Raw genomic sequence first — 26,052 nt, forward strand, 5'->3', positions numbered from 1 at the left:
GTTCACAGCTTATCAACACTTCTCTTTTAATCAAAACAAGGATTCGTGGTAACATAAGCATACATACTTCGAAGAAAAAAGGAGATCGAACGTGAAAAAAAGTCTACTTGCTTTCATGAGTTTAGCTGCAATTCTCTGCATCCTAGCAGCTTGCTCAAATACGACGAAAGAACAAAAAACAGAAACGAAGGCACTTCCAACAATTAATGAACGCATTCAAAAGGAAACGAAAGAAGTGATGGAGCAGTCTAAGCTCATCAAAGACACTGACATCACCGTTGATCAAAAGAAAAAAGTCATTTCTTTAAACGTAACGGCTTCCTCTGATACCAATAGTGATTACGCTGAAGTCATTGGTTTAAACTTTGCAAAAACGCTGGCCATTGGAGCATCAACCGAAAAAGAAAACAATCTTCATAAACCAGAAAATGACAGCCTCGGCGCCCTCTATTCCTTTTATGACCTAAACATCACCGTGAAACAAGAAAACGGCAAAGTGCTGGCAAAGGGAACGAAAAAAACAAATGAAACAAGAATCACCTGGGAAAGAGCCCAATAACTGGACAAGAAAATCCTTTATGGATTTTCTTGTTTTTTTTAACAAAACTATTAACATTATGAAAGAAATGCCGATTAGTAAGATTGTGTTGGTTCTTAAGTACCAATAATTCTTATTTACATATCGGAGGAAAGTATTATGAAAAGAACGACAGAATTTGTTTTAGGTTTAATTGGGGGGATTTTTGGATTTTTCGGCGCAATGTTCGCTCTTGCTTTCGGAGGAATCGATGCGGCATTTAGCGATTCAGGCACTAGTGAAATTACAGGATTAGGCTGGGCAGCAATGCTTTTCTCTATTCTTGCCATTGTCTCATCTGTCATTGTAAAGAAAAAAGCAAAGCTTGGTGGAATTTTATTATTAGTATCTGCTGTTGGAGGCATTATTTCTATTTCTATGTTCTTCATCCTTCCAGCTGTATTAATCATCATTGCAGGCTGCATGGGCGTGTTTAGAAAAGAGCCTGTCGTCAATAACACAACTGCATAAAAATAGAGAATAAAGCTTGTAGAGATTGCTCTACAAGCCTTTTCTCTCTACTTTTTGTAATTCATATTGAATGGCAACAACTAACTCTATTATGTTTTCATCTGTCCAAAGATCCAACATAAATAGTATATCACTCACCATCTGTGACAAATCTTCCCGGCTCATCAATTCTTCTTTGTAAGCAGGGACAACAAAGAAATAGAGCAGATCAGCCAATTCAAGAGCGACACGTACATCTTTTTCATCCATGATAGCTTTATGCAGAGAGTGGATCAGCCATTTGAGGTCTTCATGATTTTCAATAGGAACATACATCAATTGGTGAATTTGATCTATGTTCCTTACCTTTAGAATCCTCTCAGCTGATTCCTTTGAAAGAGCCCCAATTGTATTTGAAGATATATTCAGAAACAAGAATTCATGTTGATCCTCTCTATTAACCGTCTTGATTGACGAACCATCCATTTCAAACACTCCCAATCCCTTATAATAATTCTATTATAAGGAAATTCAAGTTCGTTTTAAGTCACAAGAAGTGAATTTTATGTAATTTTAAGCTAACTGGTTTATAAAAAAACACTTCAAAACAATTATTTTCTATTTTTATCATTTTTTGTTGATTTATAGGTTCTTTTATCCTATTATAATAGTCATGGTCAATGTATAAGCAAAAGACGCTTAAATAAATTAAACAAAAGGGGATTTTCATTTTGAAGAAATTCTATGCTTTATTTTTAGCTTTAGGGCTAACATTTACACTTGCTGCTTGCGGCTCAACAGAAGATGTGTCTACAGGTGCGTCTAAAGAAAAAGAGTCTACAAGCACAAAAACACAATCAAAAAACAAAAAAGATGATGGCTCAAAGAAAATAAATGCGAGCAAACACAAAACAACTGCTCAAGGAATGAAAGTAAACCTTGGCGAAATTAAAATTATGAAAGATAGAATCAATGTTGGAATGAATATTGAAAATACGACAGATAAAGTTCTAAACTTCTATCCAGATCAAGGTAAAGCTGTAGCGGGAAGCATGCAACTAGATGCGAATATGTTTATGACTGATGGTGATATTGGTGGCGAAGTTGAAGGTGGCGTTAAACAAGATGGTGTTATTCAATTCTTAGCTCCTGAAGGCAAAGAGATCAACATTAAAAACATCAAAGAATTAAAACTGAAATTTGGAAATGTCTCAACTGACGATTACATGAATAGAAAAGACGTGACATTTACAGTAAAAGTAAAATAAACTTTCACTCATGCCCTTGAATGATGAGGGCTTTTTTTATTTGAGAACGGCTTCTGTGTAAAGGATATGCTTTATGCATACGGTCTTTAAAAAATCACGATCGCCTTTTAAAACTCTTCAAATTCTTACCACTTAACAAAAAAACCCCTACTCCTATTTGAAAGTGGGGGTTAACTCTTTCATTATTTATCGCGCTTCTTCGATCCAAACAATCCAAACACGACGGCTAGTGCAACAATAATTGCCACCCAAGTAGTAAAGCCCATATGATCACCGCTTTTCTTTTAAAATCATCTAATTTCTTCATTTTAGATAAAAATTCATTAAATTACTGTCTCATATGTAAACGGTTGAGAAACGGTGAAGGTTTCAATTCATTTAGCGTTCTTAACCAATATAAATAGACATAACAAAAACCCCTATATTTCAAGGGGTTTTCGAGGGTGTTTACATCATTCCGCCCATTCCACCCATGCCGCCCATATCCGGCATTCCGCCGCCTGAGCCGCCTTCTTCTGGTTTGTCAGCTACGACTGCTTCAGTTGTTAGAAGCATTGCTGCTACAGAAGCTGCGTTTTGAAGTGCAGAGCGAGTTACTTTTGTTGGGTCAACGATTCCTTTTTCGATCATGTTTACCCATTCGTTTGTTGCTGCGTTGAAGCCTACGCCAATTTCTTCGTTTTTCAAGCGCTCAACGATAACGGATCCTTCAAGACCTGCGTTGTGAGCGATTTGACGAATTGGCTCTTCAAGAGAACGTAGAACGATGTTTACACCTGTTTGAACGTCACCATCTGCTTCGATTGAAGCGACTTTGTTGTATACATTCACAAGTGCTGTACCACCACCGGATACGATACCTTCTTCAACTGCTGCACGAGTTGAGTTCAGTGCATCCTCGATGCGTAGTTTACGCTCTTTTAGTTCTGTTTCAGTTGCAGCACCAACTTTGATGACAGCGACGCCGCCAGCTAGTTTTGCAAGACGTTCTTGTAATTTTTCTTTATCGAATTCAGAAGTTGTTTCTTCTACTTGAGCACGAATTTGGTTCACACGTGCTGCAATTTGAGCAGAATCTCCTGAGCCCTCTACGATTGTTGTGTTTTCTTTTGTCACAACGACTTTAGACGCGCGACCAAGCTGGCCGATTTCAGTTGATTTCAGGTCAAGTCCTAGATCTTCTGTGATTAATTCTCCGCCAGTTAGAACAGAGATGTCTTCAAGCATTGCTTTACGACGATCACCGAATCCAGGTGCTTTTACTGCTACTGCGTTGAATGTACCACGAAGTTTGTTCACAACAAGAGTTGCAAGTGCTTCGCCTTCTACATCTTCAGCAATAAGCAATAATGGTTTTCCTTGTTGTACAACTTGCTCTAATACAGGAAGGATTTCTTGAATGTTAGTGATCTTTTTATCTGTGATTAAGATGTATGGATTTTCAAGAACTGCTTCCATCTTATCAGAATCTGTCACCATGTATGGTGAAGCATATCCGCGGTCAAACTGCATACCTTCAACCACTTCTAGCTCAGTTGTGAAACCTTTAGATTCTTCAATTGTGATAACTCCGTCGTTGCCAACGCGCTCCATCGCTTCAGCGATTAGGCTGCCGACTTCTTCGTCTGCTGCAGAAATAGCCGCAACTTGAGCAATTGATTCTTTACCTTCGATTGGTTTAGAAATCTCATGCAACCCTTCAAGTGCTACTTTCACTGCTTCTTCGATCCCTTTACGAACGCCAACAGGGTTTGCACCAGCTGTTACGTTTTTAAGACCTTCACGGATCATCGCTTGAGCTAGAACTGTTGCAGTCGTTGTACCGTCACCAGCTACGTCGTTTGTTTTGCTTGCAACTTCAGCCACAAGTTTTGCACCCATGTTTTCAAATGCATCTTCTAATTCGATTTCTTTTGCAATCGTTACACCATCATTTGTGATAAGTGGAGAACCGAATTTTTTCTCAAGAACCACGTTACGTCCTTTTGGTCCTAAAGTTACTTTCACAGCATCTGCAAGTGCATCTACACCACGTAACATCGCACGACGTGCTTCTTCACTGAACTTAATATCTTTTGCCATAATAACGAAACCTCCTCAGTCTTTTTAAAAATATATCTCAATGCTTTTTTATGTGATTAACCAATAACAGCTAAAATGTCGCTCTCACGAAGGATTAAATATTCTTTTCCTTCATATTTCACTTCAGTGCCTGCATATTTTGAGAAGATAATGCGGTCGCCTGTGCTTACTTCTAACGCAACGCGCTCACCACTTTCAAGTACACGCCCTGAACCTGCTGCAACAATTTTACCTTCTTGCGGTTTTTCTTTTGCAGAATCCGGTAACACAATACCGCTAGCGGTTTTTTCCTCAGATTCAACGAGTTCAATGATTACGCGATCGCCTAATGGCTTTAACATAAGAAACAACCTCCTCAATTTTTATATGTAGTCTTTTTTAGCACTCATCACCAGTGAGTGCTAACACATTTATTATAATAAAGAATGTCTTCTGCAATTTCAAGTGAAAACCTTTAAAAATTTTTGCGCTTTCACGATCTTTTTGAATCTCAGATTCTTTCCTTTTCATCGAAAAAGAAGACTTGTGTTACAATAAATTTAGTTCTTTTAGTAAAGGGGTTTTCGTTACTTGAAAAAACAATATTGGTACATCATCTTAACGTATATATTGGTACAGGTATCTGCGTTTCCTTATTTTCTCATAATGAAATGGCTGGGATTCATTCAATCACCGATGACTCAAACAGAGCTTTCAAAATTATCAGGAACGTGGACAATCATCAGTTTCTGTATCGGATTGATCATTATTCTGCTCATCCTTCGAACCGTCCCAAAAGCTTCACTGCGAAATGAAGCGCCAGCTTCAATCGGTTCTGCTATCGCATGGATCATTGGCGGTTTCTTTCTTTCTCTCTTTGCACAATCAATTGCGGGGGCGATTGAACAATATGCATTTGGCATTGGACGAGAATCTGAAAATACCCAAAACATTTTATCCATTATGGATGCCGTTCCTTGGCTTGTGATCGTCATCGCCCTGATTGGACCGATATTAGAGGAAATCATTTTCCGTAAAATCATCTTTGGTGTGATTTATGAAAAAACGAATTTCTTCATTGGAGCACTTGCCAGTTCAGTGGTTTTCGCTGCTGTACATTATGATTTTCCCCATATCTTGCTCTATACCGCAATGGGCTTTACCTTTGCCTTTTTATATGCGAAAACAAAACGAATCATTGTCCCAATCGGCGCTCATATGCTGATGAATTCACTTGTCGTTCTTGTGCAGATTGAGCCAGTGAAAAAAATGATTGAAGAACAATCTCAAACCATGCAAATGATTATTGGAGGCTTTTTCTCATGAGAAACCCAGTCGTATGGGGCATCATTTATTTTGCCGTAGGTGTCGCTTTCACCTATATGGCCATTCAAAACCCAGGTGACATGTGGTCATTTTACAGCATTTTGCTGATGGTGTTTGCGGCCTATAATATCAATATCGCGCTTAAAATGTTTGCCTTCTCTGTCAAACTCAAAAAACAGCAGCAAAAATAAATTAAAAACCATTTTCCGCGTTTGGAAAATGGTTTTTTTATGGAGGATGTATCTTCATGGAACATGAAAAACTTCGTATCTTTAATGATCAGCATGAAACCATTGGAGCTGCCGCTCGTTCAGATGTCCACGCCCAAGGTCTTTGGCATGAAACATTTCATTTCTGGCTTCTCAAAAAGGAGCATGGCACCGTGTATCTCTATTTTCAGCTAAGAAGTTCTGCAAAAAAGGATTTTCCTTCTCTTTTTGATATCACCGCAGCAGGTCACCTTCTCGCAGATGAACAGCCTTCTGATGGCTTAAGAGAGGTAGAAGAAGAGCTTAGTCTTTCTATCCCTTTTGGGGACCTTACCTTTGCAGGCGTCATACAGGATGAAATCCATATGCCTTCTTTCATTGACCGTGAGTTCTGCCATGTGTACCTTTATATGAATGAAGAAAAGCACATGGAAGTTCATCTACAGAAAGAAGAAGTCGCTGGTCTGTACAGAGCAAAACTGCTTGATGCACAGCAGCTTTTAACAGGAACATGTGAAAGCATTCAAATCGAGGGCTTTGAAGTGGCTGCAAACGGAGAACGACGTGAGGAAAGCATCGAAGTGGGTGTTCATGATTTTGTCTCGCATGAGCCCGCCTATTATGAGCACCTCTTTCACGCGATCAATCAATTTCTTACGCAATAGAAAAAGCATCGTGATCCCTTATTGGATCATGATGCTTTTTTATGAAACATAATGTTTTTCTTTCTCCTCTGTTTGCTGCATTTTGCGATAGGTCACTCTTGAAATGATGATGCTCACTTCGTATAAAACGAGCATTGGCAAGGTGACCATGAGGTGAGAAACAAGCTCTGGCGGTGTAATGAGTGCGGCAATGACAAGGAGGACAAAATAGGCATACTTCCGTATTTTTGATAAAAACATCGGTGTGATGATGCCAAGTCTTGTGAGAAACATCAACACGACGGGCATCTGAAACAAAAAGCCAAATGGAAGTGTTAACTGCATCAGAAATGTAAAATACTCATGAATCCCAATGACTTGCTCTACATTTAAATCATTCGACATTCGCATCATAAAATCGACGACAAACGGAAATAAAATAAAGTAAGAGAAAGCCACACCGCTCAAAAATAAAAGCAGTGCAATCGGAATATAAGCAAGTGTCACCTTTCTTTCTTTTTCATATAAGCCAGGACTCACAAACGCCCACAGCTGATATAAAATAACGGGACACGTCAAAACCAAAGCAATGACAAATGCGAACTGCATAAACACGTACAGTGGATCTGTAAGTTTAAATGCATTCAGCGTCAGTGTTGCCGCTTCATCGGTATTTTGTAAATACAGAATGACCGGCTTAGCGAGAAAAAAACCAGACACCATAAAGGCGACAAAAAACATCGCAATGATCACTAAACGTTTTCGCAGTTCCACAATATGCTCCATAAGCGGCATATCTTTGACATTCATGAAGCTCATCCTATTCTACTGATCTTCTTTTTTCTTTTTTTCATCCTGATCATCAGCTAAGCCTTTTGTGGCATTTTTGAATTCACGTAATGTATCTCCTGCTGCTCTTCCTAATTCAGGAAGCTTTTTCGGCCCAAAAATAATGAGCGCTACAATCGCAATCAGAATCAAACTCCCAGGACCGATCGGACCCATTTGCTCCACCCCCTTTACCCCTTTTCGTCAGTCCTCCTGCGTAACAGAGTAATGCTTTAAGAAATACACAAGAGACTGAAGTTCAACCGCCAAATCTATATGATGAATTCGAATGTGTTCCGGCACATTCAATCGAGCCGGCGTAAAGTTAAGGATTCCTTTGATGCCAAGGGCAATCAAACGATCTGTAATGGATTGAGCTGCTACGGCAGGTACTGTCAAAATTGCAACAGGGATATCTCCTACCTCTTGAACATGCTCTTCAAGCTTATCCAAATCATAGACAGGCACGCCGCCTATCTCACTTCCTATTTTATTCTCATTGACGTCAAAAGCCATTGAAATTTTTGTATTATTATTTTTTATGAAATTATAGTGTAAAAAAGCAGTCCCTAAATTTCCGACACCGATGAGCATGACATTGGTCATTTCATCTTGGTCAAGGGTCTTTCTGAAGAAGGTCAAGAGATAATCGACATTATAGCCATACCCTTTCTTCCCAAGTGCACCAAAGTACGAAAAATCTCGGCGAATGGTAGCAGAATCCACTTTGACTGCATCACTAAGCTCTGCTGATGACACCCTTTGTTTTCCTGATGCATGCAGATTTTTTAAAAAACGGTAGTATAGCGGCAAACGTTTGGCTGTCGCTTGTGGAATTTTTGACTGATCTATATTCATATAAGGTCCTCCAACTTAAATATCAGATGCTCTGTGAAAATCACCATTTTTCCCGCCTGTCTTTTCAATTAGATAGGTAGGACCGATGATCATGCCTTTATCAATCGCTTTGCACATGTCGTAAACGGTCAGTGCACATACTGAAGCAGAAGTGAGCGCTTCCATCTCCACACCTGTACTTCCTTTTGTTTTTACCTGTACTTGTATGTTCAGGATGTGCGCATTTCCGTCTTCCTCCCAATCAAAGGAGATATCCACGCCTTTTAGTGCAAGCGGATGACACATTGGAATGATGGTAGATGTTTGCTTTGCTGCCATGATGCCAGCAACCTGTGCAACAGACAGCACATCCCCTTTTCCAATTTCATGCTGTTGTATTTTATGAAACACTTCTTTTATCATACGAACACTTGAAGCAGCAACGGCGGTCCTCACTGTAGACGATTTGTCACTAATGTCGACCATCTTTGCTCTTCCCTGTTCGTTAAAGTGGCTAAATTGACTCATCTTTCAACGCTCCCTCACTCAAATGATACACTATTTTTTCCTATCTGTCTTTCATTTGAATATGGCGATTGTATGTAACATTTGCCGGTTTACTGCTGATAAGCTACACTTAACATATTATAGCAGAGGTGAAGTTACATGATGATTCTACAAGTGAATCAGCTGTCCAAATCGTTTGGCGCTGATACTGTTTTAACGAATATAAAATTGGAAGTCAAAGCAAGGGATCGAATTGCCATTGTAGGTCGTAACGGCGCAGGCAAATCCACGCTTTTGAAAATCATCGCCGGTCAAATGTCTTACGAGCAAGGTGAGATTATCAAACCAAAAGACCTATCGATCGGCTATTTAGCACAGCATACCGATGTGACGTCTACACGTACGCTAAAAGACGAATTATTATCGGTTTTTGATCATTTAAAAGAGATGGAACAAGAGATGAGAACCATTGAGGAGAAAATGGCTTCTTCCACAGGTTCTGAGCTGGAAGCCCTGATGAAAACCTATGACAGGCTTCAGCAGGAATTTAAAGATCAAGGCGGCTATCAATATGAAGCAGATGTCCGCTCCATTCTTCATGGACTCGGCTTTAGTCATTTTGAAGATGAGACAACCGTCCAATCTTTAAGCGGCGGCCAGAAAACCCGTTTAGCACTTGGAAAGCTCTTGTTAATGAAACCAGAACTCTTAATTCTGGATGAGCCGACCAACCATTTAGATATTGATACCTTATCATGGCTTGAGCAGTATTTGCAAAATTATACAGGTGCCATTCTCATCGTGTCCCATGACCGCTATTTCTTAGACAAAGTCGTAAACCACGTCTATGAAGTCTCAAGAACTTCGATGAAAAAGTTTGCTGGGAACTATAGTAAGTATCTGGATCTGAAAGCAGAGCAGCTCGAGCGGGATATGAAACTATACGAAAAGCAGCAAGAAGAGATCTCAAAGCTCCAGGATTTCGTGGACCGCAACCTGGCAAGAGCCTCCACCACAAAGCGCGCTCAAAGCAGACGCAAACAGCTCGAACGGATGGATCGTTTAGATAAGCCTTTAGGAGATGAAAAATCCGCAAACTTTCATTTTGATATTACGAGACAAAGCGGCAATGATGTACTGAAGGTACATGATCTTGATATTAGTTATGATGAAAAAACACCGCTCCTATCCTCTCTTTCTTTTCAAATTAAACGCGAGGATAGTGTGGCACTCATTGGTCCTAACGGGATCGGGAAATCAACCCTTTTAAAAACGTTAACGAACACATTAACACCAGTAAAAGGCGACATCACTTTTGGATCTCATGTCACCATCGGCTACTATGACCAAGAGCAAGCCAAACTGACATCCTCGAAAAAAGTGCTAAATGAGCTTTGGGATGATTATCCTCATATGAATGAAAAAGAAATTCGGACATGTTTAGGAAACTTCCTCTTTTCAGGGGATGACGTTTTAAAGCCTGTCCATGCATTAAGCGGTGGGGAAAAAGCACGTCTTGCGCTGGCAAAGCTGATGCTCCAAAAAGCCAATTTTCTTATTCTCGATGAACCTACAAACCATCTTGACTTAGATAGTAAGGAAATTTTAGAGAATGCACTAATCGATTATCCAGGAACCATCTTATTTGTCTCGCATGATCGTTATTTTATCAATCGTCTCGCTACGAAAGTATTCGAGCTGTCGCCTACAGAAACAAAAGAATATCTCGGTGATTATGACTACTACCTTGAAAAGAAAAATGAACAACTAGAGCTGAAGGCACTTCAAGAAAATGAACCTGTTAAAAAACAAGCTGCCCAACCAGCAGAAACAACAAAGCTTTCTTATGCGGAAGAAAAAGAACTGAAAAAGAAAGAAAGACAAAAGCAGCGCAGGATTGAAGAAATTGAAAAATGGATTGCTGTCATTGAAGACAAGCTCGGTGAAAATGAAGAGCTGTTATGTGATCCTGATATTTTTCAAGATCACGAGAAGGTTCAAGCCATTCAAACAGAAAATGATACGCTCAATCAAGAGTTAGAATCACTTTTTGCGGAGTGGGAAGAGCTGTCAGATTCTTAAAGAGTGCCCTAAAGGGTACTCTTTTTTCTTTCAATGAAAATTTATTATCCACAACGATACCCACAATAACTTCTTGATTATTCTTAAACACTTTAGACTTATCCACTTTATCCACAGTGTTTTAATCACATATCCACAAAAAAGGTCGTATTTATACACATCCTCTTCACTTTAAAACAAAATTTTCTAACAATTGTGGATATATAACGTTTACATGTGAATAAATCGCTTTCATAGAAAAATAAAAACCCCTGTAATCCACAGGAGTTTTATTTATATGAGACTAGCGGCAATCCTGGCTGGCCATTCATCGCCATATCGCCTCTGATTCCTTTTTCAAACGCAATGGTTCCAGCGGCAGCGATCATGGCTGCATTGTCTGTGCAAAGTGATAATGGCGGAATAATAACCTTCACGTCTGGCAGTTTCGTGAATGCTGATGTTAAAGCTTCTCTTAGTCCTTTATTGGCAGCGACTCCTCCAGCTAGAACAACCTGCTTCACACCATAGGCTTCTGCTGCTTTCAATGTTTTCCCAACAAGCACCTCAATGACACTTGCTTGAAAACTTGCGGCTAAATTCTCTGGGGCAATCGTTTCTCCCTTTTGTGACGCATTGTGTAACGTGTTGATCACAGCTGATTTTAAACCACTGAAGCTAAAGTGATAAGACCCTTCTTCAAGCCATGCACGAGGAAGCTTAATTGTCGGCTCTCCTTCATGTGCTAACCGATCAATATGAGGTCCGCCTGGGTACGGGAGACCCATCGTCCGGGCCACTTTATCGTAGGCTTCTCCAGCTGCATCATCTAATGTTTCTCCGATGACCTCAAAAGATCCGTGCTCCTTCAATAAAACAAGCTCAGTATGTCCACCAGAGACAACAAGAGCTAAACATGGAAACTCTAATTCATCAACGAGCTGGTTGGCATAAATATGCCCTGCAATATGATGAACACCAACAAGAGGAATTTGATGGGCAAAGCTCAGTGCCTTTGCTGCATTGACGCCAATCAGCAGGGCACCGACGAGACCGGGTCCTTCCGTAACAGCAATCGCATCCAAATCCTTAAAGCTCATACCCGCCTGTGTCATCACTTCTTCTAATACGATGGTGACTTGCTCCACGTGATGCCTCGAAGCAATTTCAGGTACAACACCGCCAAATCGTTTATGACTGTCTATTTGCGAGGCGACCACATTTGCCACGATTTCCTTTCCATTTTTCACAATGGACGCAGCTGTTTCATCACAGCTTGTTTCTATTCCTAATATGAATCGATCTGTTTGTTCACTCATTTATATTCACCCACATGACTAACGCATCTTCTCCATTATCCGTATAATAATTCTTTCGAATAGAAGCTGGTCTGAAACCGAGCTTTTCATAGAGGGATTGTGCTGGTGTATTCGAAACCCGCACCTCTAAAGAAAGATGATCTGTCTTTTTTTCTTTGCAAAATTCCATGACATATCGAAGCAATGCTTCCCCATAGCCTTTTCCTCTATGCTCAGGGAGAATCGCAATGTTCGTAATTTGTGCATCGTCCATGACAATCCAGACCCCGCAATATCCAACAGGCTGCTTATCTTCTTCGATGAGGAAATAATGGCTGTATTGGTTATGAAGAATCTCATAGACAAACGATTCCTTTTTCCAAGGGGCTGTAAACGAATGCACTTCAATCGTATACACCTCTGGAATGTCCGCTACTGTCATTTGTCGTATTTCTGCTATGTGAAGATTATTTTTGTCCTTCAAGCCATTTCACTTCCGCTTCTGCCAAACGAATATAGTTAGGAACAAGCTGATGAACATCTTCAGCAGGACGATCTGCGCCTAAAAATGCAAGCACTGAAGGTCTTGGGTTATGAAATGTCCCCTCTGCCAGTACAGCCGTTTCTCCTAAAATAGAGCGAATGCTCTCTTCATGAAGGTGCACATCTTGTCCAAGAAATAGAACAGGCTTTCCTGTCTGCTTCAGCTCATGAAGCCAATCCGTGAGCAGGATATTTTGATCTGGTTCGACCTCTTTGATCTTACCTTTTTCAAACGTATATAGCCCAGTATAAACTTGTCCTCTTCTCGCATCAAATAGAGGTGAGATATACCCATCAAAATATTGGCCATTTGCCGCAAGCGCTTCTAAACTCGAAACAGCCGATATCGGGATAGACAGCGTCCACGCTAGTGTTTTTGCTATGGTAACACCGATTCTGACGCCAGTGTAAGAACCAGGTCCTTTTGCCACAACGATTTTACTTAGTTCGCTTGGTGCTACACCACATTCTTTCATCAATGCTTCAACAGTGGGCATCGCTCGGACGGAATGGTTCTTTTTTAAATACGTAATGCTCTCGCCAATCACAGTGAGGTCTCTTACAAGAGCAATTCCTAGTGTATGGTTTGATGTATCAATGGCCAGTATGGTCAAATTCTTTCATCTCCTTACAAAGGGACTCATAACGCTCCCCTTTTGCATCAAACGTGAGGTGCCGTTCTTCTTCACGTTCTGTTCTCAGCATTTCAATTTTTAAATAGGAAGAAGGCAATTGAGGTTCAATCAGATGTGCCCATTCAACCAAGCATACTCCTTCACCCTCAAAATATTCTTCGAGTCCGATCTCTTCTTCTGCATCTTCCATGCGGTACACGTCCATATGGTAAAGTGGCAGTCTGCCATCGGTATATTCTTTAATAATTGTAAAGGTGGGGCTGTTGACGATACGGGTAATTCCTAAGCCTTCTGCAAAACCTTTTGAAAAAGTGGTTTTGCCTGCGCCTAAATCTCCTTCTAATGTCAATACATCGCCTGGCATCACAAGTTTGGCCAAAGCAGCGGCAATTCGTTTCGTCTCATCCGCACCTTTTGTTGTCCATGTTAATTTCACCGTTGATGTCACCTCATTTCTTAAAATGATTATATCCTTTTTTCATTAACATTGTTTGTTGATCATTGTCTTTTAACATAACACTGGCTGCTTGATCATCTTTGACTTGTCCAATACGTGTGATCTGAATGTCTTCTTTTTGAAATTGAGATTCAAAGCTTTCCCAATCAGATTCTGGTATCGTACCAGTTAAAACAAAGTCTTCTCCCCCGAATAACACCCATTCAAGCCAGTCTTTGCGCAGCACCTGTAAATCTGGATGAATTGGAAGCTTATCAGCTTCTATCTCGATCCTCACACCGCTCGCTTCAGCTATCTCATTCAACTCACTCGCTAAGCCATCACTCACATCATTCAAGGTGACGCGCGGGAAACTTGAACAAATGTGACCAGCAGCAATATGAGGCTGAGGCATTTTGTGACGCTTAAGAAAGAAATCAGCGTCGACCGCCTTAGAAGGGGCTACTTCGTTCATTAAGATTGATAACCCAGCAGCTGATGAACCTAGTTCACCTGAGACAAAGACGACGTCTCCAGTTTGAGCACTGTGACGATAACAAGCTGTTCCCTTTGACACCTCACCAATGACCGTCACGGTAATGACAAAGTCACTGCGAGTGGCTACTGTATCTCCACCAATCAAATCCATATGATAGGTGTTAGCCAACGCTTTCATTCCCTCGTAAAGAGCCGTGACGATTGTTTCGTCACCATGAGGCGGGATCGCAATTGAAACAAGATAATACTTTGGGGTGCCTCCCATTGCAGCGATATCACTGACATTGACTGCCAGTGCCTTAAAGCCAACTTCAAAAGGTGTGGAAAAGTCAAAACGAAAATGAACATGCTCCACCATTGTATCAACACAAACGACCTCTTCACAGTGTGAATGAGGTTGATAAACACTTGCATCATCACCGATGCCCATGATCAAAGAGCGCTGATATGTATCTTTTGGTGTGATTCGGCGAATAAGATCAAATTCATCCATAAAAAGACAGCCCCTTCTTGCAATCAATTGGTTAAATAGACATGATGTCAAACACAGTTAGTATTAGTGTAGCGAATATAAGTCTCAGTTCCAACTAAAAATGATATAAAGAAAGCCTGGTGTGTAAAAACCAGGCTGGGTTGAAGTAATCTATCTATTCTTTCATATAGTGTAGCCAAACACAAATCATTTCATTGCATCGTGGGTACTTGTAGAAAGAAAAAGACATAAAAAAAAACGAAACTATACGTTTTCGTTTACAAGTCATAAAAATGGCGGTCCGGACGGGACTCGAACCCGCGACCTCCTGCGTGACAGGCAGGCATTCTAACCAACTGAACTACCGGACCATTTTGGTTGCGGGGGCAGGATTTGAACCTGCGACCTTCGGGTTATGAGCCCGACGAGCTACCGAACTGCTCCACCCCGCGATGATATAAATATTACAAGCTTGGCGGCGTCCTACTCTCACAGGGGGAAACCCCCAACTACCATCGGCGCTGAAGAGCTTAACTTCCGTGTTCGGTATGGGAACGGGTGTGACCTCTTCGCTATCGCCACCAAACCTGATGGAGAGAATGTTCTCTCAAAACTAGATAACAATGTTCATGTTTCACATTAGAATATAGGTTAAGTCCTCGATCTATTAGTATCTGTCAGCTCCACGTGTCACCACGCTTCCACCTCAGACCTATCAACCTGATCATCTTTCAGGGATCTTACTTCCTTGCGGAATGGGAAATCTCATCTTGAGGGGGGCTTCATGCTTAGATGCTTTCAGCACTTATCCCGTCCGCACATAGCTACCCAGCGATGCCCTTGGCAGAACAACTGGTACACCAGCGGTGCGTCCATCCCGGTCCTCTCGTACTAAGGACAGCTCCTCTCAAATTTCCTGCGCCCGCGACGGATAGGGACCGAACTGTCTCACGACGTTCTGAACCCAGCTCGCGTACCGCTTTAATGGGCGAACAGCCCAACCCTTGGGACCGACTACAGCCCCAGGATGCGATGAGCCGACATCGAGGTGCCAAACCTCCCCGTCGATGTGGACTCTTGGGGGAGATAAGCCTGTTATCCCCGGGGTAGCTTTTATCCGTTGAGCGATGGCCCTTCCATGCGGAACCACCGGATCACTAAGCCCGACTTTCGTCCCTGCTCGACTTGTAGGTCTCGCAGTCAAGCTCCCTTGTGCCTTTACACTCTGCGAATGATTTCCAACCATTCTGAGGGAACCTTTGGGCGCCTCCGTTACATTTTAGGAGGCGACCGCCCCAGTCAAACTGCCCACCTGACACTGTCTCCCTGCCCGATAAGGGCAGCGGGTTAGAAGGTCAATACAGCCAGGGTAGTATCCCACCGATGCCTCCACCGAAGCTAGCGCTCCGGTTTCCAAGGCTCCTACCTATCCTGTACAAGCTGTACCAACATTCAATATCAGGCTGCAGTAAAGCTCCACGGGGTCTTTCCGTCCTGTCGCGGGTAACCTGCATCTTCACAGGTACTATAATTTCACCGAGTCTCTCGTTGAGACAGTGCCCAGATCGTTGCGCCTTTCGTGCGGGTCGGAACTTACCCGACAAGGAATTTCGCTACCTTAGGACCGTTATAGTTACGGCCGCCGTTTACTGGGGCTTCAATTCGCACCTTCGCTTACGCTAAGCGCTCCTCTTAACCTTCCAGCACCGGGCAGGCGTCAGCCCCTATACTTCGCCTTACGGCTTCGCAGAGACCTGTGTTTTTGCTAAACAGTCGCCTGGGCCTATTCACTGCGGCTTCTCGGGGCTTTAACACCCTAAGAAGCACCCCTTCTCCCGAAGTTACGGGGTCATTTTGCCGAGTTCCTTAACGAGAGTTCTCTCGATCACCTTAGGATTCTCTCCTCGCCTACCTGTGTCGGTTTGCGGTACGGGCACCTCTCACCTCGCTAGAGGCTTTTCTTGGCAGTGTGGAATCAGGAACTTCGCTACTAAATTTCGCTCGCCATCACAGCTCAGCCTTTACGGGAAACGGATTTGCCTATTTCCCAGCCTAACTGCTTGGACGCGGATATCCAATACCGCGCTTACCCTATCCTCCTGCGTCCCCCCATTGCTCAAATGGTGAGGAGGTGGTACAGGAATATCAACCTGTTGTCCATCGCCTACGCCTTTCGGCCTCGGCTTAGGTCCCGACTAACCCTGAGCGGACGAGCCTTCCTCAGGAAACCTTAGGCATTCGGTGGACGGGATTCTCACCCGTCTTTCGCTACTCATACCGGCATTCTCACTTCTAAGCGCTCCACCAGTCCTTCCGGTCTGGCTTCACAGCCCTTAGAACGCTCTCCTACCACTGTTCGTAAGAACAGTCCGCAGCTTCGGTGATACGTTTAGCCCCGGTACATTTTCGGCGCAGAGTCACTCGACCAGTGAGCTATTACGCACTCTTTAAATGGTGGCTGCTTCTAAGCCAACATCCTGGTTGTCTAAGCAACTCCACATCCTTTTCCACTTAACGTATACTTTGGGACCTTAGCTGGCGGTCTGGGCTGTTTCCCTTTCGACTACGGATCTTATCACTCGCAGTCTGACTCCCAAGGATAAGTCATCGGCATTCGGAGTTTGACTGAATTCGGTAACCCGGTAGGGGCCCCTAGTCCAATCAGTGCTCTACCTCCGAGACTCTTACCTTGAGGCTAGCCCTAAAGCTATTTCGGAGAGAACCAGCTATCTCCAGGTTCGATTGGCATTTCACCCCTACCCACACCTCATCCCCGCACTTTTCAACGTGCGTGGGTTCGGGCCTCCATTCAGTGTTACCTGAACTTCACCCTGGACATGGGTAGATCACCTGGTTTCGGGTCTACGACCACGTACTCATGCGCCCTATTCAGACTCGCTTTCGCTGCGGCTCCGCATCTTCTGCTTAACCTTGCACGGGATCGTAACTCGCCGGTTCATTCTACAAAAGGCACGCCATCACCCGTTAACGGGCTCTGACTACTTGTAGGCACACGGTTTCAGGATCTATTTCACTCCCCTTCCGGGGTGCTTTTCACCTTTCCCTCACGGTACTGGTTCACTATCGGTCACTAGGGAGTATTTAGCCTTGGGAGATGGTCCTCCCGGATTCCGACGGAATTTCACGTGTTCCGCCGTACTCAGGATCCACTCTGGAGAGAACAACATTTCAGTTACAGGGCTGTTACCTTCTTTGGCGGGCCTTTCCAGACCTCTTCGCTTATATCGTTCCTTTGTAACTCCGTATAGAGTGTCCTACAACCCCAAGAGGCAAGCCTCTTGGTTTGGGCTGTTCCCGTTTCGCTCGCCGCTACTCAGGGAATCGCATTTGCTTTCTCTTCCTCCGGGTACTTAGATGTTTCAGTTCCCCGGGTATGCCTTCTCATACTCTATGTATTCAAGTATGGATACTACTCCATTACGAGTAGTGGGTTTCCCCATTCGGAAATCTCCGGATCAAAGCTTGCTTACAGCTCCCCGAAGCATATCGGTGTTCGTCCCGTCCTTCATCGGCTCCTAGTGCCAAGGCATCCACCGTGCGCCCTTTCTAACTTAACCATTTCTTACTTTAGAAAGAATCACTATGTGTGATGAACTTTGCATTGCATTCAATGTGAATGTATTACTTATTGTTATCTAGTTTTCAAAGAACAATCCTGTCTCGCTAGAGACATGTTTTGAAGGAATGATCCTTCAAAACTAAACAAGACGAAAACGTACGCTGCTCCATATATCCTTAGAAAGGAGGTGATCCAGCCGCACCTTCCGATACGGCTACCTTGTTACGACTTCACCCCAATCATCTGCCCCACCTTCGGCGGCTGGCTCCATAAAGGTTACCTCACCGACTTCGGGTGTTGCAAACTCTCGTGGTGTGACGGGCGGTGTGTACAAGGCCCGGGAACGTATTCACCGCGGCATGCTGATCCGCGATTACTAGCGATTCCAGCTTCACGCAGTCGAGTTGCAGACTGCGATCCGAACTGAGAACAGATTTATGGGATTGGCTAAACCTTGCGGTCTTGCAGCCCTTTGTTCTGTCCATTGTAGCACGTGTGTAGCCCAGGTCATAAGGGGCATGATGATTTGACGTCATCCCCACCTTCCTCCGGTTTGTCACCGGCAGTCACCTTAGAGTGCCCAACTAAATGCTGGCAACTAAGATCAAGGGTTGCGCTCGTTGCGGGACTTAACCCAACATCTCACGACACGAGCTGACGACAACCATGCACCACCTGTCACTCTGTCCCCGAAGGGAAAGCCCTATCTCTAGGGTTGTCAGAGGATGTCAAGACCTGGTAAGGTTCTTCGCGTTGCTTCGAATTAAACCACATGCTCCACCGCTTGTGCGGGCCCCCGTCAATTCCTTTGAGTTTCAGTCTTGCGACCGTACTCCCCAGGCGGAGTGCTTAATGCGTTAGCTGCAGCACTAAGGGGCGGAAACCCCCTAACACTTAGCACTCATCGTTTACGGCGTGGACTACCAGGGTATCTAATCCTGTTCGCTCCCCACGCTTTCGCTCCTCAGCGTCAGTTACAGACCAGAGAGTCGCCTTCGCCACTGGTGTTCCTCCACATCTCTACGCATTTCACCGCTACACGTGGAATTCCACTCTCCTCTTCTGCACTCAAGTTTCCCAGTTTCCAATGACCCTCCCCGGTTGAGCCGGGGGCTTTCACATCAGACTTAAGAAACCGCCTGCGAGCCCTTTACGCCCAATAATTCCGGACAACGCTTGCCACCTACGTATTACCGCGGCTGCTGGCACGTAGTTAGCCGTGGCTTTCTGGTTAGGTACCGTCAAGGTGCAAGCAGTTACTCTCGCACTTGTTCTTCCCTAACAACAGAGCTTTACGATCCGAAAACCTTCATCACTCACGCGGCGTTGCTCCGTCAGACTTTCGTCCATTGCGGAAGATTCCCTACTGCTGCCTCCCGTAGGAGTCTGGGCCGTGTCTCAGTCCCAGTGTGGCCGATCACCCTCTCAGGTCGGCTACGCATCGTCGCCTTGGTGAGCCATTACCCCACCAACTAGCTAATGCGCCGCGGGTCCATCTGTAAGTGACAGCCGAAACCGTCTTTCATCCTTGAACCATGCGGTTCAAGGAACTATCCGGTATTAGCTCCGGTTTCCCGGAGTTATCCCAGTCTTACAGGCAGGTTACCCACGTGTTACTCACCCGTCCGCCGCTAACATCCGGGAGCAAGCTCCCTTCTGTCCGCTCGACTTGCATGTATTAGGCACGCCGCCAGCGTTCGTCCTGAGCCAGGATCAAACTCTCCGAAAAAGTACAAAACCGAAGTTTTGTTTTTCGTCAGCGTTTGACTGACTACCTATGAAGTATCATAGGATTTTTTATAAAAACTCGAATTAACAGGTACGTTTTGTCTTGTTTAGTTTTCAAAGATCATGTTCAAAATGGAGCGGGTGATGAGAATCGAACTCACGACATCAGCTTGGAAGGCTGAGGTTTTACCACTAAACTACACCCGCGTGGTTTGTATTGGCGCGCCCGAGAGGAGTCGAACCCCTAACCTTTTGATCCGTAGTCAAACGCTCTATCCAATTGAGCTACGGGCGCTTAATCAGGCGACTTAATTATCTTAACATATCGTTTTTATTAAGTCAACATCTTTTTAAAATTTGTTTGCCGCATCCGTGTGAACGTCTGTGTTTCAAATACGTCATCAGCGACGAATAAAAATATACCATGGATCACATAAAAGGGTCAATACATTTTTCTAAAAAAGTTTCATGTTTTTTAAAATTGATTTTTTCTTAGATCAATAGACATGTAATAGCCCTATTTTCTTCTCTTCCTTCATAATTCCAATGATTCTTAAATAAAATCTTTCTAAATACAAAGGAGGACAAAACATGGCCACATAGAATTTTTATTTATTGGAAAATTCTTAATATTTTTCCAATCATTTAAAGGAGGTAGGAGATGATGAAGAAGTTTATCGCTTTTCAAATCATGATCGCTTTGGTAATAGGGGCTCTTATCGGCCATTTCTTCCCTGACTTCGGAATGGCCCTCAGGCCAATAGGAGATGGATTCATTAGGCTGATTAAAATGATCGTTGTTCCAATCGTTTTTTCTACCATTGTTATTGGTGCAGCCGGCAGCGGCGGCATGAAGAAAATGGGCAGCCTTGGATTAAAGACAATCATTTGGTTTGAGGTCATCACAACCATCGTTCTTGGGATCGGGCTATTATTGGCAAATGGTCTAAAGCCTGGCGTTGGTCTCGATTTCTCTAAATTAGCTAAGAAAGATATTGGGGAATTAGATGGTTATACTGAGAAGGTCGTTGACTTTAAACAAATGGTATTAGATATCATTCCAACCAATATCGTCGATGTTATGGCTCAGAATGATTTACTTGCTGTCATTTTCTTCGCCATATTATTTGGTGTAGCGGCAAGCGGCATCGGTAAAGCATCTGCTCCTGTTCTCACCTTCTTTGAATCAGTGGCACAAATCATGTTTAAGCTCACACAGATGGTGATGGTAACAGCACCTATTGGGGTTCTTGCATTAATGGCTGCTTCTGTCGGCCAATATGGCATTGTTTTATTAATCCCAATGATGAAGCTTGTCGGGACTGTTTTTTTAGGATTATTCATTATTCTCTTTGCTTTATTCCCTCTGGTCGCACTGATCTTCCGTTTTAACTATTTCGAAGTATTAAAAATGATTTGGGATTTGTTCCTTGTTGCCTTCTCTACTACGAGTACTGAAACTGTCCTTCCTCAATTGATGGAACGAATGGAGAAATACGGGTGTCCAAAAAGAATCGTTTCCTTCGTGATTCCATCTGGTCTTTCTCTCAATTGTGATGGATCAAGTTTATATTTATCAGTTGCCTGCGTATTCCTTGCACAAGCGTTTGGTGTCGACATGAGTCTGTCACAGCAGCTTTTGATGATGCTTGTTCTTGTGTTAACGAGTAAAGGGATTGCAGCTGTGCCATCCGGTTCACTCGTTGTTCTTTTGGCAACTGCTCATGCAGTCGGTCTTCCTGCAGAAGGCGTTGCCATTATAGCCGGTGTTGACCGAATTATGGATATGGCACGAACAGGCGTGAATGTTCCAGGGCATGCCGTTGCTTGTATTGTCGTATCTAAATGGGAAAAGGTATTCCGTGAGTCAGCTTGGGAAGTTCCTAAAGCAGGTGAAGAAACAAAAGGGATGTAATGTTAGTATGAAGGAAAGGGTTCGCCCTTTCCTTTTTTATGCTAAAAACGTTTGCTTTAGTACGGCTTTTCCTTGAGGATGCAGCTGCACTTCTGCATATGCCCCATTAATCAGCGTCATTTGCGGCGGGACATGCCCACAATCTATATCGTAAAAAATGGGGATTTGTAGTTCCTTTTGTAATTCTTCATATACATCCTGATACTGATACCCTTCAACAGGCACATCTACTGCACTTCGCCCAAACATCATACCTGAACAGTGATCAAACCACCCTGCTAGTTTTAATTGAACAAGCGATCTCTTCATGCTTGCAGCATTTAATGCGCAGTTTTCGAAATACCAGAGAATCGGTTCGCCCTTTATGAATGTTTCCTGAAAAGCTTTGACGTCTCCAAAAGGTGTCCCTGCTAAGTGACGTATAATATCAATGCAGCCACCCATCAGTCTTCCCTTCACTGTCATTTCTTGTTGATCAACAGTATGCCATGCGGTAGGTTCTGTTAAATGAAAGACATGTTTACTCGGATTATCATGCTGCCATTCCTTTTGATACATAGATGATGAAAACTGGGTTATCTCCGTCTCCTCTTTTGCGGAAAGTGTTAGCTCCCACATGGCAGTCGTTTGATCAAGCTCTTCTCCTCTTAGATCGACTAAGTTCGGTCCATGCGCTGTGGCAATGCCTGTTTTTAATGTGAGCGCCAGCAGGAGTGCACTCGTATCTGAGTAACCTAGAATCCACTTTTTTTGCATGGATGAGAAATCAAGGTGCTCTAACACTTCCATAAGCAGCTGTCCTCCCCATGGCGGGATGATGTGGTCAATTTCATCACATGTCATCATGTACTGAAGTTCGTTTGCTCGTTCTATCGCAGGGGCAGATTTTGCCTTTTCCTGCTGCCAGACCGTCTCTCCACATAAGACATCATAGCCTCTTTTTTTCATTCGTTCACATGAAAGCTGAAACATGTCATGCAAAGATGGCTGTACACCTGAGGAAGGTGCTGTGACGCCAATTGTTTGTCCTTTTTGCAAATGCGGAAATTGTATCATTCTACTTCCCTCCAACCTCTTACCCTATCCATTTTAGAAAAAATGTCCCTTTTATAAGGGACATCTCTTCTTATTCTTTTTGGCGCAGTACAGTATAGACTCCTGCAAAGATACATAGAATCCCAATGAATGAGCGTATCCCCATCTCTTCACCTAAAAGCAGCCAGCCAAGAGCTGCCCCTACGATCGGTTGAAAGAAGAAGAACAAACCGCCGCTCGAGGCATCCATCAATTGAAGCCCTCTATTCCACAAAAAGAATGCAAGAGCTGTTGAGATGATGCCTAGATAGAGAATACCGCCCCAAATCTCCGGTCTTGCCATCTGCTCCACATCTAGGTGAGGTAAACGAAAGAAAACAGGTGGTGTTAAGACAATGAATGCAATGATGATCGCATATGTGGTCGTCACCACTTGAGGGTACTTTCCTGGAACTCGTTTAAGCAAAACAGACATGAGCGCCCATGTAAAAGCAGCGACGACAAGTGAGAGACCGCCAATAAATTCATCTGTTTGCACTGCGACTGGTCCAATCATGGGCCAGACACCTGCTGTCGCAAGCAGGATGGATGCGCATTTTCTAACAGTCATGGCTTCTTTTAATAGAAAGAACGCAAACAGCACCATAAAAGCAGGGGTAGCAGATGTAATCACAGCCCCCATTTGTGCAGATGTATACATGGTGCCGATTTCTTGGGTTACAATTGATAGGAAATTTCCGATCAATCCGATCAATATAACAAGCGGGATATCTTTTTTATCTAATCGAAAGGAATAGCCCAAGCGCCATATGGTGCACACAAGCACAATTCCTGCTACAGCATATCTCATCCATACAAGCTCAAGCGGCGGAACCACCGCTACAGTTACTTTGACAACAACGTACATACCGCCCCAAATACTTGCAGCGATTGCTAGGTAAAGGGCGCCTATATATTTTTCATTCATCTTTTCCCCTCCGTTACTGGATATATTGATCGCCATATCCACAAACGGAGATCACTCTCCGCTATGGACGGAGGGTATTTGGTACATCATGTTCAAATAAAGGCTTCCATTGCATTGTCGTCACCTCATTTGTTTTTATTTTCAGACTACTTTATAACAAATTCTGGTCGACTTCAATCCTTTTTTGTCACCATTTTTCTTCATATAATAGAAGATAAACGGGTCTTGACATGCTGAATTCGTTTTCATATAGTAAGTAAAACTATAGGTGGTCACGCAGAAAAGGAGTAGAGGTCGTTGGATATTGAAGCGAGGAAACACATTCCCGGCACGGAACACGAACCATTTCTCGAGGGAATAAAAGATTGTGTGCCAACCCTGCTTGGTTATATGAGTATCGGGTTTGCCTTTGGAATTGTTGGAATTAGTGCACAGTTGAGCTTATGGGACATTGCACTTCTAGCAATCTTTATTTATGCTGGTGCTTCACAGTTTATTATCTGTGCACTGCTTGTCACGGGAAGTCCCCTTTCCGCTATTATTCTCACTACATTTATTGTGAATCTGCGTCATTTATTACTCAGCCTGACGCTGGCTCCTCATTTTACACGCTACTCTTTAAAACAAAATATCGGATTCGGTCTCTTGCTGACTGATGAATCCTTTGGCGTAGCCATGAATAAATTAGCTCAGCATGGAAAGCTGAATAACCGGTGGATGCACGGGTTGAACATAACGGCGTATTTGTGCTGGATTGCCGCCTGTGTACTTGGCGGCATTTTTGGACACTGGATTTCAAATCCTGAAGCGCTTGGTCTTGATTTTGCCCTATCCGCTATGTTTGCTGCACTGCTGGTTCTTTCTTTGCAAACTGTGCCTAAAAGTAAGTTAACCCATCGTCTGTCACTTGTTTTGTATATGGTCATTGCCATGTTTGTTCTGCTTCATTTCGTTCCTTCACACGTGGCTGTTCTGTTAGCCACCATGATTGTCGCAACCATTGGGGTGGTGACAGATAAATGATTAGCAGCTTTATGTTATGGCTCATTGTTGGTTGTATGATCGTCACCATCATTCCAAGAGTCGTACCCTTTATATTTGTACGAAGTATTCAGCTGCCTGAAGTGGTGCTGAAATGGTTATCGTTTATTCCTATTTGTATCTTTACAGCTTTGATTGCAGAGCATCTCTTCATCCATACAACAACAGGCACAGGCGTCACTATCCATTGGATGTATCTTGCTGTCTTGACTCCCACTGTACTCATCGCTGTTTGGACAAAAAGCTTGTCACTTACTGTTCTTGTCGGCGTCATGCTGATGGGCACTGCTAGATGGTTTTTCTAAAAGAAAAAGCTTAACCACATGTGGTTAAGCTTTGTTTCATTTGACGATTCCGTATACAAATCCATCATAACCTTTTTCACCAACAGTTTGAATCGCTGTTGCCTCTATTCTCGGTTCTTGTTTGAGTAAATCAAAAAATTCACGAGTTCCTTGCACTCGTTCATCCCCACTAGAGTCATGAAGGACTGCTCCATTTCTGATGACATTGTCCGCAATAATGACTGTTCCCTTTTTTGAGAAATCTAACGCCCACTTTAGATATTTCGGATTGTTTGGTTTATCTGCGTCAATGAAAATCAAATCGAATGGAAGCGCAGCCCTCTCTTTTAACTGAGATAACGTATCTAATGCCTTTCCTTGCAAAATGCTCACTCGTTCCGATAAGCCCGCTCTACTGATGTTTTGCTGTGCGATCTGTACATGATGGCTGTCAGCCTCTAATGTGATGAGTTCTCCATCCTCTTCAAGAGCACGCGCAAGCCAAATAGTACTGTATCCACCAAGTGTCCCGATTCTAAAATGCGCTTTGCATTCTTCGTTTTTGCTAATAAATAAAGCATTTTCCCTTGGGCTGGTGACACATCAATTGCTGGCAAATCCGCTTTTTCTTATTATGAGTAAGAGCTTGCTCCAATACATCATCATTAGGAATCAACTTGTCTGTGATATACTCGTCAACTTTCTCCCACACGCGCTCCATTTCATCCATCTCCCTTGATCATGTCTTCTATCTCAAGTCTACATGATGATCGTGAGAGCGTATAATCAATTCTTTTCACACATCTATTCATTTTTTTGATGAAAGACATGTGATGATGAATACATGGAGCA

24 protein-coding genes, 4 tRNA genes, 3 rRNA genes and 1 pseudogene are annotated in these 26,052 nt (G+C 43.1%); 10 read left to right on the forward strand and 22 right to left on the reverse strand.

The features are described 5' to 3' along the window. The first annotated feature begins 91 nt into the window (after positions 1 to 91). Positions 92 to 559, forward strand: coding sequence for a hypothetical protein (locus V6Z54_RS04365; protein ID WP_269104189.1), 468 nt, complete (start codon positions 92 to 94; stop codon positions 557 to 559). Between the two features lie 138 nt (positions 560 to 697). Continuing rightward, positions 698 to 1,048 (forward strand): DUF4064 domain-containing protein, encoded by a 351-nt coding sequence (locus tag V6Z54_RS04370; protein WP_025092751.1) that lies wholly within the window; start codon positions 698 to 700, stop codon positions 1,046 to 1,048. Positions 1,049 to 1,078: 30 nt separating this feature from the next. Here V6Z54_RS04370 and V6Z54_RS04375 read toward each other — a convergent pair whose 3' ends face one another. Continuing rightward, positions 1,079 to 1,522, reverse strand: coding sequence for a hypothetical protein (locus tag V6Z54_RS04375; protein WP_338527746.1), 444 nt, complete (start codon positions 1,520 to 1,522; stop codon positions 1,079 to 1,081). 236 nt (positions 1,523 to 1,758) lie between these two features. On the opposite strand from V6Z54_RS04375, the gene V6Z54_RS04380 reads away from it, so the two are divergent. Further along, positions 1,759 to 2,295 (forward strand): hypothetical protein, encoded by a 537-nt coding sequence (locus V6Z54_RS04380; protein WP_041087011.1) that lies wholly within the window; start codon positions 1,759 to 1,761, stop codon positions 2,293 to 2,295. Positions 2,296 to 2,742: 447 nt separating this feature from the next. Here the strand turns inward: V6Z54_RS04380 and groL are convergent, their stop codons facing one another. Together groL and groES are read right to left on the reverse strand one after the other, a co-directional pair. Then, positions 2,743 to 4,377: a chaperonin GroEL gene (gene groL, locus V6Z54_RS04385; protein WP_024424467.1), complete on the reverse strand. Its 1,635-nt coding sequence runs from the start codon at positions 4,375 to 4,377 to the stop codon at positions 2,743 to 2,745. Between the two features lie 56 nt (positions 4,378 to 4,433). Further along, positions 4,434 to 4,718 carry a co-chaperone GroES gene (groES, locus tag V6Z54_RS04390; RefSeq protein ID WP_024426730.1) on the reverse strand — a complete coding sequence of 95 codons (285 nt, stop codon included), beginning with the start codon at positions 4,716 to 4,718 and terminating at the stop codon, positions 4,434 to 4,436. Positions 4,719 to 4,947: 229 nt separating this feature from the next. On the opposite strand from groES, the gene V6Z54_RS04395 reads away from it, so the two are divergent. From V6Z54_RS04395 to V6Z54_RS04405, 3 genes are read left to right on the forward strand one after another with little or no spacing between them, the layout of a single operon-like run. After that, positions 4,948 to 5,682 (forward strand): CPBP family intramembrane glutamic endopeptidase, encoded by a 735-nt coding sequence (locus V6Z54_RS04395; RefSeq protein WP_058837872.1) that lies wholly within the window; start codon positions 4,948 to 4,950, stop codon positions 5,680 to 5,682. Next, complete coding sequence (locus V6Z54_RS04400) at positions 5,679 to 5,873, forward strand: YdiK family protein (protein ID WP_003213897.1); 195 nt, start codon at positions 5,679 to 5,681, stop codon at positions 5,871 to 5,873. Before V6Z54_RS04395 ends, V6Z54_RS04400 begins: the two co-directional genes overlap by 4 nt. Positions 5,874 to 5,929: 56 nt before the next feature. Next, positions 5,930 to 6,556 (forward strand): NUDIX domain-containing protein, encoded by a 627-nt coding sequence (locus V6Z54_RS04405; protein WP_338527747.1) that lies wholly within the window; start codon positions 5,930 to 5,932, stop codon positions 6,554 to 6,556. 39 nt (positions 6,557 to 6,595) lie between these two features. Here the strand turns inward: V6Z54_RS04405 and tatC are convergent, their stop codons facing one another. The 4 genes from tatC to moaC are packed head-to-tail and all read right to left on the reverse strand — an operon-like array spanning position 6,596 to position 8,728. Beyond that, positions 6,596 to 7,354 (reverse strand): twin-arginine translocase subunit TatC, encoded by a 759-nt coding sequence (gene tatC / locus V6Z54_RS04410; protein WP_139037433.1) that lies wholly within the window; start codon positions 7,352 to 7,354, stop codon positions 6,596 to 6,598. Between the two features lie 6 nt (positions 7,355 to 7,360). After that, on the reverse strand, positions 7,361 to 7,540 hold the full coding sequence (locus tag V6Z54_RS04415) for a twin-arginine translocase TatA/TatE family subunit (protein WP_338527748.1): 180 nt from the start codon (positions 7,538 to 7,540) through the stop codon (positions 7,361 to 7,363). Positions 7,541 to 7,567: 27 nt separating this feature from the next. Then, positions 7,568 to 8,221 carry a redox-sensing transcriptional repressor Rex gene (locus tag V6Z54_RS04420; protein WP_338527749.1) on the reverse strand — a complete coding sequence of 218 codons (654 nt, stop codon included), beginning with the start codon at positions 8,219 to 8,221 and terminating at the stop codon, positions 7,568 to 7,570. Between the two features lie 15 nt (positions 8,222 to 8,236). Continuing rightward, positions 8,237 to 8,728: a cyclic pyranopterin monophosphate synthase MoaC gene (gene moaC / locus V6Z54_RS04425; protein ID WP_338527750.1), complete on the reverse strand. Its 492-nt coding sequence runs from the start codon at positions 8,726 to 8,728 to the stop codon at positions 8,237 to 8,239. A gap of 138 nt (positions 8,729 to 8,866) precedes the next feature. Here moaC and V6Z54_RS04430 point away from each other — a divergent pair, with 138 nt between their 5' ends. Next, positions 8,867 to 10,789: an ABC-F family ATP-binding cassette domain-containing protein gene (locus V6Z54_RS04430; RefSeq protein WP_338527751.1), complete on the forward strand. Its 1,923-nt coding sequence runs from the start codon at positions 8,867 to 8,869 to the stop codon at positions 10,787 to 10,789. A 269-nt stretch (positions 10,790 to 11,058) separates the two neighbouring features. Here V6Z54_RS04430 and tsaD read toward each other — a convergent pair whose 3' ends face one another. The 12 genes from tsaD to V6Z54_RS04490 form a co-directional block, all read right to left on the reverse strand. Further along, a complete protein-coding gene (tsaD, locus tag V6Z54_RS04435) occupies positions 11,059 to 12,087 on the reverse strand; it encodes a tRNA (adenosine(37)-N6)-threonylcarbamoyltransferase complex transferase subunit TsaD (RefSeq protein WP_073979366.1) in 1,029 nt (342 codons plus the stop codon). Continuing rightward, positions 12,080 to 12,508 carry a ribosomal protein S18-alanine N-acetyltransferase gene (gene rimI / locus V6Z54_RS04440; RefSeq protein WP_024424460.1) on the reverse strand — a complete coding sequence of 143 codons (429 nt, stop codon included), beginning with the start codon at positions 12,506 to 12,508 and terminating at the stop codon, positions 12,080 to 12,082. The genes tsaD and rimI overlap by 8 nt, the downstream gene beginning before the upstream one ends. 25 nt (positions 12,509 to 12,533) lie before the next feature. Then, entirely contained in the window at positions 12,534 to 13,223 is a 690-nt protein-coding gene (gene tsaB / locus V6Z54_RS04445; RefSeq protein WP_073979365.1) for a tRNA (adenosine(37)-N6)-threonylcarbamoyltransferase complex dimerization subunit type 1 TsaB, read from the reverse strand. After that, on the reverse strand, positions 13,204 to 13,680 hold the full coding sequence (tsaE, locus tag V6Z54_RS04450; RefSeq protein WP_041086986.1) for a tRNA (adenosine(37)-N6)-threonylcarbamoyltransferase complex ATPase subunit type 1 TsaE: 477 nt from the start codon (positions 13,678 to 13,680) through the stop codon (positions 13,204 to 13,206). The genes tsaB and tsaE overlap by 20 nt, the downstream gene beginning before the upstream one ends. A gap of 13 nt (positions 13,681 to 13,693) precedes the next feature. Continuing rightward, entirely contained in the window at positions 13,694 to 14,671 is a 978-nt protein-coding gene (thiL, locus tag V6Z54_RS04455) for a thiamine-phosphate kinase (RefSeq protein ID WP_338527752.1), read from the reverse strand. Between the two features lie 273 nt (positions 14,672 to 14,944). Next, positions 14,945 to 15,021, reverse strand: a tRNA-Asp gene (locus V6Z54_RS04460). A gap of 4 nt (positions 15,022 to 15,025) precedes the next feature. Beyond that, a tRNA-Met gene (locus tag V6Z54_RS04465) sits at positions 15,026 to 15,102 on the reverse strand. An 18-nt stretch (positions 15,103 to 15,120) separates the two neighbouring features. Beyond that, positions 15,121 to 15,236, reverse strand: a 5S ribosomal RNA gene (rrf, locus tag V6Z54_RS04470). Between the two features lie 61 nt (positions 15,237 to 15,297). Further along, positions 15,298 to 18,228, reverse strand: a 23S ribosomal RNA gene (locus V6Z54_RS04475). A gap of 182 nt (positions 18,229 to 18,410) precedes the next feature. Beyond that, a 16S ribosomal RNA gene (locus V6Z54_RS04480) occupies positions 18,411 to 19,959 on the reverse strand. Together the 16S, 23S and 5S rRNA genes with 4 tRNA genes alongside form the textbook arrangement of a ribosomal RNA operon. Positions 19,960 to 20,091: 132 nt before the next feature. Then, positions 20,092 to 20,165: transfer RNA gene (locus V6Z54_RS04485), tRNA-Gly, on the reverse strand. Positions 20,166 to 20,176: 11 nt separating this feature from the next. After that, positions 20,177 to 20,253 (reverse strand) — tRNA-Arg (locus V6Z54_RS04490). A 369-nt stretch (positions 20,254 to 20,622) separates the two neighbouring features. On the opposite strand from V6Z54_RS04490, the gene gltP reads away from it, so the two are divergent. Then, the gene (gltP, locus tag V6Z54_RS04495; protein WP_024425437.1) at positions 20,623 to 21,873 is read left to right on the forward strand and encodes a glutamate-aspartate/proton symporter GltP; all 1,251 of its coding nucleotides are present in this window, start codon (positions 20,623 to 20,625) and stop codon (positions 21,871 to 21,873) included. A 36-nt stretch (positions 21,874 to 21,909) separates the two neighbouring features. Here gltP and V6Z54_RS04500 read toward each other — a convergent pair whose 3' ends face one another. Continuing rightward, positions 21,910 to 22,929 carry a S66 peptidase family protein gene (locus V6Z54_RS04500; RefSeq protein ID WP_338527753.1) on the reverse strand — a complete coding sequence of 340 codons (1,020 nt, stop codon included), beginning with the start codon at positions 22,927 to 22,929 and terminating at the stop codon, positions 21,910 to 21,912. Between the two features lie 70 nt (positions 22,930 to 22,999). Further along, positions 23,000 to 23,875 (reverse strand): DMT family transporter, encoded by an 876-nt coding sequence (locus V6Z54_RS04505; protein ID WP_338527754.1) that lies wholly within the window; start codon positions 23,873 to 23,875, stop codon positions 23,000 to 23,002. Between the two features lie 297 nt (positions 23,876 to 24,172). Between V6Z54_RS04505 and V6Z54_RS04510 the strand changes: the two genes are divergently transcribed. Together V6Z54_RS04510 and V6Z54_RS04515 are read left to right on the forward strand one after the other, a co-directional pair. Next, the gene (locus tag V6Z54_RS04510) at positions 24,173 to 24,898 is read left to right on the forward strand and encodes an AzlC family ABC transporter permease (protein ID WP_052468290.1); all 726 of its coding nucleotides are present in this window, start codon (positions 24,173 to 24,175) and stop codon (positions 24,896 to 24,898) included. Beyond that, entirely contained in the window at positions 24,895 to 25,221 is a 327-nt protein-coding gene (locus V6Z54_RS04515; protein WP_039176830.1) for an AzlD domain-containing protein, read from the forward strand. Before V6Z54_RS04510 ends, V6Z54_RS04515 begins: the two co-directional genes overlap by 4 nt. Before the next feature lie 36 nt (positions 25,222 to 25,257). Here V6Z54_RS04515 and V6Z54_RS04520 read toward each other — a convergent pair. Then, positions 25,258 to 25,921: pseudogene (locus V6Z54_RS04520) on the reverse strand (O-methyltransferase). Positions 25,922 to 26,052: the final 131 nt, after the last annotated feature.

Origin of the sequence: Bacillus sp. MAG717A (assembly GCF_036884855.1) — a bacterium.
GTDB lineage: Bacteria > Bacillota > Bacilli > Bacillales > Bacillaceae > Bacillus > Bacillus safensis.

Coding starts and splice junctions, on each gene's coding strand:
- V6Z54_RS04420 (WP_338527749.1), bottom strand. CDS start 8,221: ATGAATATAGATCAGTCAAAAATTCCACAAGCGACAGCCAAACGTTTG.
- V6Z54_RS04400 (WP_003213897.1), top strand. CDS start 5,679: ATGAGAAACCCAGTCGTATGGGGCATCATTTATTTTGCCGTAGGTGTC.
- groL (WP_024424467.1), bottom strand. CDS start 4,377: ATGGCAAAAGATATTAAGTTCAGTGAAGAAGCACGTCGTGCGATGTTA.
- V6Z54_RS04405 (WP_338527747.1), top strand. CDS start 5,930: ATGGAACATGAAAAACTTCGTATCTTTAATGATCAGCATGAAACCATT.
- V6Z54_RS04415 (WP_338527748.1), bottom strand. CDS start 7,540: ATGGGTCCGATCGGTCCTGGGAGTTTGATTCTGATTGCGATTGTAGCG.
- rimI (WP_024424460.1), bottom strand. CDS start 12,508: ATGACAGTAGCGGACATTCCAGAGGTGTATACGATTGAAGTGCATTCG.
- V6Z54_RS04515 (WP_039176830.1), top strand. CDS start 24,895: ATGATTAGCAGCTTTATGTTATGGCTCATTGTTGGTTGTATGATCGTC.
- groES (WP_024426730.1), bottom strand. CDS start 4,718: ATGTTAAAGCCATTAGGCGATCGCGTAATCATTGAACTCGTTGAATCT.
- thiL (WP_338527752.1), bottom strand. CDS start 14,671: ATGGATGAATTTGATCTTATTCGCCGAATCACACCAAAAGATACATAT.
- tsaD (WP_073979366.1), bottom strand. CDS start 12,087: ATGAGTGAACAAACAGATCGATTCATATTAGGAATAGAAACAAGCTGT.
- V6Z54_RS04505 (WP_338527754.1), bottom strand. CDS start 23,875: ATGAATGAAAAATATATAGGCGCCCTTTACCTAGCAATCGCTGCAAGT.
- V6Z54_RS04430 (WP_338527751.1), top strand. CDS start 8,867: ATGATGATTCTACAAGTGAATCAGCTGTCCAAATCGTTTGGCGCTGAT.
- tatC (WP_139037433.1), bottom strand. CDS start 7,354: ATGAGCTTCATGAATGTCAAAGATATGCCGCTTATGGAGCATATTGTG.
- V6Z54_RS04500 (WP_338527753.1), bottom strand. CDS start 22,929: ATGATACAATTTCCGCATTTGCAAAAAGGACAAACAATTGGCGTCACA.
- gltP (WP_024425437.1), top strand. CDS start 20,623: ATGAAGAAGTTTATCGCTTTTCAAATCATGATCGCTTTGGTAATAGGG.
- V6Z54_RS04370 (WP_025092751.1), top strand. CDS start 698: ATGAAAAGAACGACAGAATTTGTTTTAGGTTTAATTGGGGGGATTTTT.
- moaC (WP_338527750.1), bottom strand. CDS start 8,728: ATGAGTCAATTTAGCCACTTTAACGAACAGGGAAGAGCAAAGATGGTC.